Below are 12,814 nucleotides of genomic sequence, written 5' to 3'. Positions count from 1 at the left end.
ATACGTTTTTATCGATTAATTGTCTGTTGCAGGGATAAAGAGTACTGCATCTGCTACAACTATTCCATCTGCTTCTTCGTTCGAGATTCTCACATAGTTATCCATTCCCTTTGTAAGTTTATATTGCCCGATAGAGACCCATTCTCCGGAAGTTTGTCCTTCTACAACAATATCCGAAGATCGGATGATCTTTTTATGTAACTCATTTCCATCGTAAATGTCTATGTGCGTTTGTGTAGTAGCATTTTGTACTTTGGGGAAATAAGCATATATTTCATACAGATTGTCTACCGGTATGACCGGAGTATATTGTATGGTTTTAAGATTCTTTCCTTTGGAATCGTCAGAAAAGAAATCGGGACCATAAGCTTTCCATATTTCAGTTTTCCACTCTCCGGTACGTTGAACATGGGACGTATCATGGTTGTCTATCAGGATTTCCGGTTGGCTTTTGTCCGCCAATGGGTTTTCTCTGAATTCTTTCAGGATAGCTTTGGCATCTACTTTCTGTACGCAATTATCATATTTGTCAATAGCCTGACCGGCGGCAATGGCTGCTGATTGTGCTAATACCATGAATACCGGTTCCATGCGGATTGAGCCATATGCGATGTGTGACGTTGACAAACAAACAGGGACCAGCAGATTTTGCACTTCATTTTGTTTGGGAGTGATGGCTCTATATGAAATAGGGTAGGGGCTAAAGCCTCCGATTTCTACATTCCCTTCATTTTTCACCATGCCATTCACGATATGGCGGTCACAGTTATGTGAGTCCATGGTATAGGCGGCCCAGCCTATACCGTCCGTTACAGTTTCCCTGCCTTGGCAGTGATGTTGTGTCATGACCAGTTCACCGATCATCCGTCGGGCTTCACGTACATACAGTTGGTGTGTCCAGTGTCCATTGTCTGTGTATTCATCTTTCGGGTAACCCCATTCCAACATCTGGTTGCGGATTGATTCGGGAATCCGTTCGTCATGTCCCACGAAGTAGAGCAGGCCTTTGGTATAATCTTCATGGAATTTCCAAATTCGTGCCCGTTCTTCATAGTCAGCATCCGGGTAATTCCAATTTTCACCTATTACATCTGTAGAAAAACCTCCGAAGTTATTAATGTCTGTCTTTCCATTAGGCATATCACTCCAAATAAAAACATCTGTATGTTTATTCCATGGATGTAACTCTTTGAGCCGTAGCAATAATTCATAGCGTGAGGGATTGTAATTGTCCGGTTTGGTGATTGGAATCCGATTTTCCGGACGGTTTGTTAATGTTATCCTGAAGTTGTATGCCTGTACTTTTTTGTCACCGGTTCCATTTGAATTGACCGGAGCGGGATTGATACCATAAATTAACCCACTGGTTGAATCACCTTTTATCTTATAGGGGTCTATACCGTCAGGGAATTGATGACGGTCCATTAACTCGACACCATTATATGTTTCTCCATATTGACTGTTCGCTTCTCGTCCCACTATATAGGAAACACCACTTTTTGCCATCAAGTCTCCTTCGTAAGAACAGTCAATAAATACCTTTGCCCGCACTTTTCGATTGGTAGTATGGTTCGGATGTTTACTATCCTCCAATGTAATGGTGGTGATGGAGTTTCTTTGTTTTTCTACATCGGACAATCGGTTTTCATACCAGACTTCAATTCCCGCGCGTTTTATGTAGTCTTTGAAAATGGTTTCGGCCACGCTTGGCTCAAATATCCATTGTTCTAGTTTTCCATAGTGTGTGCCCAACCGGCGATAGAAATCTAGCGCTAATCCTTGCACTACATACTTGTTTCCAATGTCAGTAAATCCTAATCCTCCCGAACTCATGCCGCCTAAATGGCGGCCAGGTTCGATGAGTAAGACACTTTTTCCTGACTGTTGTGCCGTATAGGCTGCGATTACACCTGCCGATGTACCGCCATAGATACAAATATCTACTTCTTTAACTGATTGTGTACGGCAGGAAATCATTGTTGTCAGGATAACTGACAGTAATAATATTATTCTATTTTTCATTTTTACATTAAGTACTTTATAGGTTATTTATTTGAAATCAAAATTCATTACCTTAAAGGACATGGTAGATGAACTGCCTCCGGCAGCTTTTGCATAGATTCCAATCGTACATTCTCCTCCTGTTACATTAATTTGCATGGAATTCTCTTTCCAACCGCCTCCCGGTAATGTCATTTTCTGTTGCGTTTCGTTTCCGTTTTTATCAATCACAATGAAATAAACCCCGTCAGTGGCAGCTGAATTTCCCGGATAACCGGCTGCCTGACAAGATAATATGTAAACTCCATCGGTCAGGTTTGTAAGTTTTTGGGTGACTCTGCCTTCAAATCCGCTTGTTGCGGAGATATTGTTTTTAAGATAGTAAGCTCCTGTGGGGGATCCGGCTGCAATGTATGCGTCAGTAGCCAGTCCGAACAGGCCGCTAGTACCGCTTGTTGTCCAATGTTCCATGCTGTTATTGATGAAAAAGCCGTTTTGTAGTATTGCATTGCCACTTTGTTTCACGATGATTGTTACATTTGGAAAATCTCCATTGGGATGTATCGTTATTGAGGTTCTTCGTTGTGTGACATCATTAGGAGACGCTGTAAGTTTGAAACCATTGGCGGTAATATCGCTTATGCTGCACCAAGTGTCAGTTGGAGGATCCACTGTATAATCTATATTTGTGGCAAGAGTCACATATAGTTCGCCACCGGCTTGTGCGAATGTTTTATTCAATTCCTCGTCTGCTATGGAGAAGTTAGGATCGCCTTGTTCTTGTGTAACTTTGATGATGTAGAAAGGAAACCCTACGGTAGCTACTACTACATCGACACTTCTTGTTGTTGTCAATGCATTTGTATTGACAGAGAAGAAAAAGCCATCTTCCGTTTTTTCTCCGATGGTGCACCATGGCTCGGAAGACATAGGTACATAATTGTCTGTGGAAGTTACGGGTATGAATATTTCGCCACCACTTTTTCCGACAGTTAAATTTTGTGCGCTATCTACTTGGAAAATTTTTCCGGATAGTTCATTGTCTTTATCGCAACTAAATATGATTAATGCGAATGTGACTATCATTGATATTTTCAAATACTGCTTCATATGTAGATATAAATATAGTTATATATTTTATTTAGAAAATGCTCCCAAATAGTTGATTCCCTGAACCGGGTTTCCAGCAAAATCAGTATCGGCCATTCCGTCGAACAATATTCCGTCCGTGAAAACTTTGGATTCAGTTGGCTGGAATCTTAGGGTCTGACTGAAACCATTGGCTGAAACGGGTGCATTTATTTTCGGATCATAACGGAGTGGAGATGAATCTATAATAAAGGAACTACCCACATGGAAAAACAGATTGTTTTCAAACGAATACTTCTCCATATTGTGGAGGTCTATTTTTCCCGTACATGGAGTCATTGACACAAAAATATTGTTCCGGTAAGAAATATCATGAGACTTTCCGGCATTAGCCCAGTCGTCAGTAAAAATGATTACTGGAGTTGTCCCATTATCCAACACAATTGTGTTGTTGTAAATGTCTGTTGCTCCCACATTACTTGAAACTGTCATCAGACTGCCACGGTAACTTCCGTCATTCTTGTAGAAAATGTTATTGCGGATAACCGTTCCGCTATGGTCTCCTGTTTTTATATTACACAGAAGAATGCCTCCTCCTTTATTATGATGAACATAATTGTATTGTACTAATGTGTTTTTGCAGGCAATATCCACATCAAGTCCCTGACCATCGGCACTGCCATGAGCCAGCCAAGTGTAGGCGGCTTCGTTGTATTGCATGACGATATTAGTACAGCTATAAGGCCAAAGGCCAGCACTTGCCTGTCCGTTTCGTCCGAGGAAGTTGGCATGGAAACAACGGTTATGATCAATATAAGAGTCGGTGGAGCCCATTAGGATCAAGCCGTCGCCACCGCAGTAGCTGAAATCATTGCCTTGTATCACCACATTTCTGGATGGGTACCAGTTTTGGTCGTCGCTAATATATTCATTATTGCCGTTGCCCGGTTTGTCACGTTGTCCCCATTTCCCCTGAATCAGGATTCCTGTGCGGCATACCTGACGAATAATGTTGTTGGTGATAAAGAGATTTTCATACCAGCTGGCACCTTGTTCTTGGGTTGTAGCATTTTCGATGATGATACCACCGAACTCTTTATTGGAGAAGCGGCTATCCGGTGCTATTTTTTCTACATCGATCGTTTCCGGATCAACATTTTCAAAAGGTATATCACCGGCCCAGTTCACTTCTTCGATGAGGCAGCCTGTAATTTCTACATTGAGGAAAGCTCCGGCACCTTGGATTTGGGTTTGTATGCGAATACCACGTGTTCCGGTCTTGTTGGTTACACGAATATTGCGGAAACGCATATTGTCATCCTGGATCAATACGGCTTGATCGCCTGTTCCGCTGATGGTAGGACGTTCTGTTCCTCCGTAAATGTCCATAATAAATGGCTTGTCGACACTACTGTTCAGATTTTTCAGAACCAGATTTTCTGCAAAGACAGAACCGCTTTTCAGCAGGACTTTCATCTTGGGAATCTTGGCCATATATGTAACTTTGGATAACGTTTTGAAAGGAGTTGCCTCGCTTAGGCCGTCATTTGTATCATCGCCTGTATCAGTATCTACATAATAGACAGTATAATCGCTTTCGTCGATGACGGGGATTGAAGGAGGAGTAATTCCCTTGTCGTAAGTCACTTCTATTGATTGATTGGGTTTGTTATCGATCGGGTCATTGTTCCCTTCACAACTGTAGCAACAGCAGATAAATGCATATAGCCATATATATTTTTTCTTCATATTATTAACTTGATTATGGTGAAAATATTAATTGGTATATCCCGGATTTTGCTTGACCACCCCTTCTGATTCGAGAATGTATTTGGAGGGTATGGCAAAACGTACTTTATGACTTGCCGACTGGCTATTGGGAAACATTGCCTTGGAGTCGGAAACAAATACTCCATGCCGTATTTTATCCTGACGCGACAAACCTTCTGCCATAAACTCATGTAACCGTTCGTTGAGGATGGCTTTATTGAAAGCATCCTTGTCCGACGTTTGTACATCAGTCAGTTCGGGTAAGTTTACGCGGTTGCGAATTTCATCAACGAGGTCGATAGCTTCCTGTGTCGGACCATTGTTGTTCATATTGATACATTCTGCTAATGACAGCATAACATCGGCAAAGCGGTAAACAATCAAATCTACTGAAGCAAATTCACCTCCGGTATAGGTATGGTCATCTACTTTTATGATGGCCGCTGCGTTAGCAAGGAATCCGTGCGTGCGGTCATTTGCTTCATTGGTGATACTGGTATAAGAAGTAACGATGGAGTTTAACCGGTCATCACCACTTTCAAAGGTGTCGTAGAAATCCCAGTTCATGCCGAAGGTAAACCAGCATTGCCTGTCCTCGCGATAGCGTACCGGCCAGAATTGAATGATACTTCGGTTTTGCATTCCATCGGCAAGTCCACATGGAATGGCATGGATGATCTCTTTGTTTTTGACATTATATTTGTTAAAAATTTCTCTGTATTTACCTTTTTCCATCAAATCATACGTGGTTCCGCGATAACTGTACAGTTCTCTTGCTATTTTTTCGGCTTCTGTATAATTTTTATCTATCATGTAGAATTTGAGTTTCAACATCAGTGCCAGTCCTTTGGACACTCGTCCCCAATCGTCATCTTGTCTGATGGGCAGTTCGGTGATGGCATCATCCAGATATTTGTGCATGATGGCGGTGTATTCGGTATCGCTCAAACGAGGGATAAGTATTTTTTCATTCGGATTAGCCAGTGCTTCTTCTGTGACCAATGGTACAGGGCCGAATAAGTCATAGAGAATGAAACCAATCCAAGCGTAAATACATTTTGCTTCAGCTATGGCTTTTGCTTTAAGCTTGTCGGTGATAGGGGCAGCTTCTATGCGTTTGATAGTTTCCAATACAGAAGTAAGTTTGTTATATTGCGAGTACATCCCTTCGGCAAAATCCTTGGCATACCCTGCGGGAGCATTTTCTTCCCAACGATGTTCCTGATATTGCGGATAACCTGTGGCAGTGGTCCAACGGCTAGCCAATGTACCAGAGGTGAAGTCAGACACTACCTGATAGCTATATTGGTCGACTCCGTAGAAACTGCCGTATCCCATTCGGAATGGACCGTAGTACAACCCTGCAAGTGCTTTGTTCACATCGTCTTCATTGCGGAAAAAGTTTTCAGGATAGATTTCATTATATGATTCCCTTTCGAGTGTGCAAGCCTCCATTGAAAGGATTATTGACGCAATTGCTATTATGAATTGTATTTTTGTTTTCATGATGATAAGGGTTAAAATTTAATATCCACACCAACAGTGAAAGAACTGGTACTCGGATACGTGTACACATCGTATTCTGGATCATATCCTTTGTAAGGGGTGAGTGTCAGAATATTTTTCATAGATGCATAGAAACGCACAGACTGCAGGACCTTCTTGGTAATACTCTTGGGAAGTGTGTATCCTAACGTGATATTGTCCAGACGGATAAACCATGCCTTTTCCATAAAGTAATCGGCATATCCAAAACTTGACGAAGTATTCTGTGTGAAAGCCGGAATGGTAGACGTAGTATTATTGAAAGTGAATCGATCGTTGAAATAAGGAGAGGTGTTGGTGCCTTCATAAGGGCCATAAGCGATGTTCACCAGATAATCAGTGTTTTTATAATGATTAAACTTACCATACATATGGATGCTCAAGTCGAAATTCTTGTAGGAGAACGTGTTCGTCCAACTGACCGGTATCGGTGTCTTATTATGAATAACGACCAGGTCGGCATTATCGATCTTTCCGTCCGGTTCGCCCAAATACATCGGACGACCATCGGCGTCTCTCATTATACTACCATCTGCATCGTATAAATAGCCATTAATGTCCTTGATTTTAATAGTGCCGGGAAGGGCACCGGGCATATGAGGAACTGTTTCTCCGGGCATGATTAACCCGTCTGAAAGATAGCTCCAGACGTCGTTCCAGTCAATGTTACGGGCCGGAGTATTAATATCGAGTACCTCAGACGGATCTCGTTTGGAGGTAAAGTCACGATAATAAGTCAATGTGAACTGGCTGCGCCAATTGAATCCGGATTTGGTGACTACGGTTCCATAAAGTGAGAGGTCAACTCCTCGTGTGTTGTCTATTCGCTGAGTATTGTAATTTAATGTGTTGATTTCGTGATACGACATCAGGTTCTTTGTACCGATACGGTCTCTGATTTTTCGTTCGTAAACATCAATGGTACCGCCAAACTTATTATTGAAGAATCCGAAATCCAAACCGATATTGATGTCTTGCTGTGATTCCCAGGATAAATCTGGGTTGCCAAGTACGGCGAGTGCTACACCACTTGTCAATTTGTTATTGAAATAATAATCTTTTCCGGGAGTATAATAAGTACGAGTGCCGGTCAGACTTCCGGCATATCCGGTGATACCTGCTCCAAATCGGAGTTTTAAATTTGACAGCCATTCGATTGGTTTCATAAATGATTCTTCGTTCATACGCCATGCAACAGATATACCACCAAAATTACCCCATTGTTTATTGGCTGCAAAGTTGGACGACCCGTCTCTACGAAAATTGGCGGTCAGCAGGTAACGATCTTTATAGGTATAATTCAGACGTGCGATAAAAGAAGCGTTCTGGTCTGTAGTTTTTGAAGATGACGCAATAGGCTTTTCGTATGTACCAAGATCGAGGTTATGCCATTTCACTCCATCGTATGGAAATCCGCGATTTTCACCACTCAGGCTTTCCGATACCACTTTCTGATACTCCCAGCCCGCCATCAATGTTAAAGCGTGGTCGTTGGCAAATGTCTTGTTGTAAGTGGCGGTCATATTGATGTAGTAGTTCGACAAATTGTTTTCGTTGATTTTGGCGATTCCTCCATTGGCGTTGATCCCTTCTTGAGTAGTCATAGGGAAATATGCACCGGTACTGGCAAATTTCCGGTCATATCCTACGGTTGTTTTTACTACTAAACCTTTTGCTGGCATAATATCCAAGAAAGCGGAGGTCAGAAGGTTATCTTTCTGGGTTAGCATGGTGGCGTCCAGAATAGATGCGGGATTTTGGGCCAAACCATAGATGCGTCCAAGAGCGTAATTACCATTTTCATCTCGTATCGGAATCGTAGGATCATATTTGCGTACTGCCATGAAAAGGGTTGTTGATCCTGACTTTCCGGATATGGGCACATCATTCGACTTTATATGTGAGTAAGAGACTGTTATCCCTCCTTTGAAATACTTGCTGAATGTCTGGTCGAGGTTGATGCGGCCTGATGTCCGGTTGTAATCGTTATTCTTGACAATTCCGTCATTACCCATATATCCCAATGAAATGAGATAGTTGGATTTTTTACCGCTGCCACTGACTGAAAGATTGTAATCCTGTATCTGTCCGTTTCTTGTCACAGCATCATACCAGTCTGTTCCTCCTGTGAAATTCTGAATCTCGTCCCAGCTGTAATTCCATGCCTTTCCGGCAGCTTCGTAACGGCGGCGCATCTCGTTAATGTCTTCGGAAGGCGGAAGAGTTCCCCACGGATAATATCCGCTGGATTGCATCCACCGTTCAAGTTGAGAGTCATTGGAAGCGATCATGTATTCTTTGGGGTTCATTACTTCCGGTTTTTCTGCGATCCACTGGCCTGTATAGGAAGCTTTGAAGGAAACATTCACTTTCTCGTCTGTCGATCCGCGCTTGGTTGTGATTAGAATGACACCTCCGGCTGCACGGGAACCGTAGATTGAGGTAGCACTGGCATCTTTCAAGACTTGAATATCCAGGATATCGTCCGGGTTAATATTATCGAGTACACTTTCCTTGTCACCTTTCCCGAAATTAAGCCCTGGATCAGGCTCCCACATCGTACTGACTGGTACACCATCTACTACAATTAATGGTGAAGCACCGGTGGCCGCACCGCGGATTTGCATCCAAACAGCGGCGCCCGGCTGACTGCTGGTTTGCGTGAAAGACATACCTGCTACTTGTCCTTTTAGTGCTTGTCCCAAAGTGGTGGAACCTATTTGAGGCATTTCTTCCCCTTTGATGGAAGAGATAGAACCTGTTAAGTCTCTTCTTCTTTGGGCACCATATCCGATGACTATTACTTCATCGAGTGTTTGAGTGTCAGGAATCATATTGACTTTCAGATTTGTCTGGTCTTTTATTTTCTGCTCTTGAGTGAGATACCCTAAATACGAGAATATTAGTGCGGTATTAGGGTCTGCATCAATGGTGAACTTACCGTCAATATCTGTAGTCGTACCTTTAGATACACCTTTAACCTGTATTGATACCCCGATGAGAGGTTCATTGTTCTCATCTACTACAACGCCTGTCAATTTTTTACCTTTTTCTTGCTTCATGGGGATAATGGCAAAGGTGTTTCCACTCTTTTTGAAGGTTAAGGACATTGGAGGCAATACCTTATTCAGAAAGGTTTCAATCGGCATTTGATTGACTGTAATAGTCACTTTCTTTTCTTTTGTCAGGTTTACATCCCGATATGTGAAACGATAAATTGTCTTATTTTCTATTTGGTCTAATACCTCTTGAAGACTTGCATTCTTGACCGATAGAGTGATCTCTTTGTTTTGAGCGCATAAATTCACCGGATGAATGACTAAAATGAAAAGAATACTAAACAAGATTAGATAATTATTGCTACATTTGTAGCGATAACTTTTCTTAAGATAAAAATTATCCATCATATTAAATATTAAGGTTGATACTAAAAACTATTTGCAAGTTTGTATTGACTATGGAACCGGAGGGTCTGCCAACCTTTCGGTTCCAATTTTGTTAGGGTGCTCTCTCTTTCATATCTGTTTTTTTTTAAGTGATTACTTCATTCTTATCAGGATTTTACCATTTTTCTCTGTGTAGGTAAATTGATAGTGCATTTGTAAGAGTCGCAATACTCCATGAATATATTCTTCTTTAAAGCTACCGGTAAAGAGGTCGGTATTATATTTGTCTCCGGTTATCTGAATTTCGACTCCATAGCGTTTTTTCAACTTTTCTATGATATCAGAGAATTTGGCAGAGCGGAAAACTAGTTCTCCCCGTGTCCAGGCTGTTTCGAAGTGCCCGGTAGTTTGCCGGGAGGATAGCTGGTGATTCTTCTTTGAATAAATAACTTTCTGACTAGGTTTCATAATGATAGGATGCTGACTGTTATTTTTGGTAGTCAGTTTTACTGCTCCTTCTATCAAGGTTGTTTCTACTTCGTCCTGATCCGGATATGAGTTGACATTGAACTTTGTACCCAATACTTCAATTTCCACGTCATCAGTATGTACATGGAAAGGTTTTTCTGCATCTTTAGCTACTTCCAGATAGGCTTCTCCCGTCAGGTATATATCTCTTTGGTATAATCCGAAGTCGCTGGGATAGGAAAGGGAGGTGGCTGCATTCAGATATACTTTCGTACCGTCAGGGAGAGTGATTGCTGCTTTTTCTCCGCTTTCTACTTGGATGGCTAGCTGTTGATCGATAAATTTATTCAGTTTATCGTTGGTTATATATAAGTGGATTTGTATACCTATAAGTAAAGGGATTGCAATGACTGCCGCCACTTTTGCTATAAATAATAAGGTATGCCTCATGGATGATTGGGATTTAATGGAAAGTTTTCTTGCTATTTGCTCAAATGCTACAGGTGAGGTAGCTTTTGTTTCATATTGCTCCCATACGTCGGACATTGCCTGCTTTAATTCTTCATCTGATAACTCTGTAACAGAATTTTTCAGTACCTTTCGTTCATCCGGAGTGATATTCTCATTGATGAACTTATTTAATAGATTATTTATATGCTTTTCCATGTAATGACTTTGTTGTTCTATAAGTTAATACGGGAGGAACTAAAAAGTCTACTATGGGAAAGTGTTTTTTTTCGGTATTATTCAAAAAAAATGGTGAAAAGAAGAAGAAAAGCACTGCCCACTTCTTTTCTTAGAATGCGGATTGCAGCTGAAAGTTGGTTGTAAATGGTCTGTTCACTGATATTTAGCTTCTCGGATATTTGTGGGGAAGTCATTCCCATCTCTTTGCTTAATTCAAAAATTTCTTTTTGACGACTCGTCAGTTTTTCTTTTGCTTTATTCAGCCGTTCTACAAACAGATCATAGTCTAGTTTCTGTTCGACTGAAAAAGGATTGCTGATTGGTAGGTTGTCGGAATAATCCAGATAACTTTCAAAGATGGGATTGTTGAGACGTTTGCGGAACTCGTCTATAATTAGATTATGGGAAATTTTAAATAAATAAGATTTGAAAGATTGGGTGGGATCAATGCTTTCCCGGTTAGTCCATATTTTGATAAAAGTATCCTGAACAATGTCTTTGGATAACTCGTGAGAACGGGTCAATCCGAAAACAAATCCGTATAAATTACCGGCATACCTATTATATATAACTTTGAAGTCATTATAAGAGCCACACCGTAATCCTTCTATGTGCTTTTCAATCTTCATATCGATTACATTCCGTATTCTTGAGACAAAGTTACTGAAATATTTCATAGAAATCTCTATCTTTGTTACTCGTTTTTTTGAGTTTGAATTTTAATTGGATATACAACAATGAAAATAGGAGATAAAGTACGCTTTCTTAGTGAGGTAGGCGGTGGAATCGTCACTGGATTCCAAGGAAAGGATTTTGTGTTGGTGGAAGATGCAGATGGATTTGATATTCCGATGCCGATACGTGAGTGTGTCGTGATTGAAACGGATGACTATAATTTGAAGCGTAAACCGACTTCTTCTGCTCCAAAACAAGAGGGAACTGCTAAACCGGTAAAACCGGAGATGCCCGTCATTCAACGCCAGCCGGAAGTGAAGGGAGGAGATACGCTGAATGTATTTCTGGCTTATGTGCCTGAAGATGCAAAGGCTATGATGACTACTCCTTTCGAGACTTATTTGGTAAATGATAGCAATTATTATTTGTATTACACTTATTTGAGTGCAGAAGGAAAAGCCTGGAAGAACCGTTCGCACGGGTTGGTGGAACCCAATACCAAATTGTTGCTGGAGGAGTTCACAAAAGATGTACTGAATGATATGGAGCGGGTGGCCGTTCAGTTGATCGCTTTCAAGGACGGTAAGCCTGCAGCTATCAAACCGGCTGTCAGTGTGGAAATACGGATTGATACCGTGAAGTTCCTATAAACTTCATACCTTTAGCGATTCTGATTTCTTCGAAGAACCGGCGTTGATTTATGACATTGTGAAAGATGATATGCCTACTAAACAAGTATATGTTTCGGCAGAAGAACTTCAAGAGGCTTTGCTGCAGAAGAAGTCTGTAGATAAACCCAGATCACAACCTATTGTGAAACCGAACCATGCTCATGGTGGAAAGAGTGAGATTGTCGAAATAGATCTTCATATCGACTCTTTACTAGATGATACTCAAGGAATGGGTAATGCTGAAATACTGAACTATCAATTGGATAAATTTCGCGAAGTGATGGAGGTTTATAAGAACAAGCGTGAGCAGAAGATTGTCTTTATTCACGGCAAAGGGGATGGTGTACTTCGGAAAGCCGTTCTTGATGAATTGAAACGGAAATATAGTAATTGCCGTTATCAGGATGCTTCTTTCCAGGAATATGGGTTTGGAGCTACTATGGTGACTATTAAATAATAGAATAAAAAAAGTGGAAGCCCAAACTGGCTTCCACCCTCTCTCTCTTTTGCATATTACTCATT

Annotated in this window: 7 protein-coding genes and 1 pseudogene; 1 reads left to right on the top strand and 7 read right to left on the bottom strand. The window is 41.2% G+C overall.

Features of this window, described 5'->3' with window-relative positions:
- Positions 1-15: 15 nt before the first annotated feature.
- The 7 genes from NXX38_RS00230 to NXX38_RS00200 form a co-directional block, all read right to left on the bottom strand.
- Positions 16-2,022: an FAD-dependent oxidoreductase gene (locus NXX38_RS00230; RefSeq protein ID WP_195649146.1), complete on the bottom strand. Its 2,007-nt coding sequence runs from the start codon at positions 2,020-2,022 to the stop codon at positions 16-18.
- Between the two features lie 27 nt (positions 2,023-2,049).
- Complete coding sequence (locus tag NXX38_RS00225; protein WP_195649145.1) at positions 2,050-3,087, bottom strand: BACON domain-containing protein; 1,038 nt, start codon at positions 3,085-3,087, stop codon at positions 2,050-2,052.
- A 51-nt stretch (positions 3,088-3,138) separates the two neighbouring features.
- Positions 3,139-4,839, bottom strand: a complete 1,701-nt coding sequence (locus NXX38_RS00220; protein WP_234132423.1) for a right-handed parallel beta-helix repeat-containing protein — start codon at positions 4,837-4,839, stop codon at positions 3,139-3,141.
- 27 nt (positions 4,840-4,866) lie between these two features.
- Positions 4,867-6,366, bottom strand: a complete 1,500-nt coding sequence (locus NXX38_RS00215; protein WP_234132425.1) for a RagB/SusD family nutrient uptake outer membrane protein — start codon at positions 6,364-6,366, stop codon at positions 4,867-4,869.
- A gap of 11 nt (positions 6,367-6,377) precedes the next feature.
- The gene (locus NXX38_RS00210; protein WP_258978267.1) at positions 6,378-9,812 is read right to left on the bottom strand and encodes a TonB-dependent receptor; all 3,435 of its coding nucleotides are present in this window, start codon (positions 9,810-9,812) and stop codon (positions 6,378-6,380) included.
- Between the two features lie 132 nt (positions 9,813-9,944).
- On the bottom strand, positions 9,945-10,925 hold the full coding sequence (locus NXX38_RS00205; RefSeq protein ID WP_195649141.1) for a FecR family protein: 981 nt from the start codon (positions 10,923-10,925) through the stop codon (positions 9,945-9,947).
- Positions 10,926-11,002: 77 nt separating this feature from the next.
- Complete coding sequence (locus NXX38_RS00200) at positions 11,003-11,623, bottom strand: RNA polymerase sigma factor (protein WP_258978266.1); 621 nt, start codon at positions 11,621-11,623, stop codon at positions 11,003-11,005.
- 60 nt (positions 11,624-11,683) lie between these two features.
- On the opposite strand from NXX38_RS00200, the pseudogene NXX38_RS00195 reads away from it, so the two are divergent.
- Positions 11,684-12,749 (top strand): annotated as a pseudogene (locus NXX38_RS00195) (DUF2027 domain-containing protein).
- The last annotated feature ends 65 nt before the right edge of the window (positions 12,750-12,814 follow it).

The sequence above is a fragment of the Bacteroides sp. BFG-637 genome (assembly GCF_024793605.1).
Lineage (GTDB): Bacteria > Bacteroidota > Bacteroidia > Bacteroidales > Bacteroidaceae > Bacteroides > Bacteroides vicugnae.
Note: the sequence above shows the minus strand (reverse complement) of the source record. Positions and strands in the feature narration are given on the sequence as shown.

What these genes read in the sequence shown, in the direction of transcription:
- NXX38_RS00200 (WP_258978266.1), bottom strand. Translation starts at nt 11,623, where the DNA reads ATGAAATATTTCAGTAACTTTGTCTCAAGAATACGGAATGTAATCGAT.
- NXX38_RS00205 (WP_195649141.1), bottom strand. Translation starts at nt 10,925, where the DNA reads ATGGAAAAGCATATAAATAATCTATTAAATAAGTTCATCAATGAGAAT.
- NXX38_RS00225 (WP_195649145.1), bottom strand. Translation starts at nt 3,087, where the DNA reads ATGATAGTCACATTCGCATTAATCATATTTAGTTGCGATAAAGACAAT.
- NXX38_RS00210 (WP_258978267.1), bottom strand. Translation starts at nt 9,812, where the DNA reads ATGATGGATAATTTTTATCTTAAGAAAAGTTATCGCTACAAATGTAGC.
- NXX38_RS00220 (WP_234132423.1), bottom strand. Translation starts at nt 4,839, where the DNA reads ATGAAGAAAAAATATATATGGCTATATGCATTTATCTGCTGTTGCTAC.
- NXX38_RS00230 (WP_195649146.1), bottom strand. Translation starts at nt 2,022, where the DNA reads ATGAAAAATAGAATAATATTATTACTGTCAGTTATCCTGACAACAATG.
- NXX38_RS00215 (WP_234132425.1), bottom strand. Translation starts at nt 6,366, where the DNA reads ATGAAAACAAAAATACAATTCATAATAGCAATTGCGTCAATAATCCTT.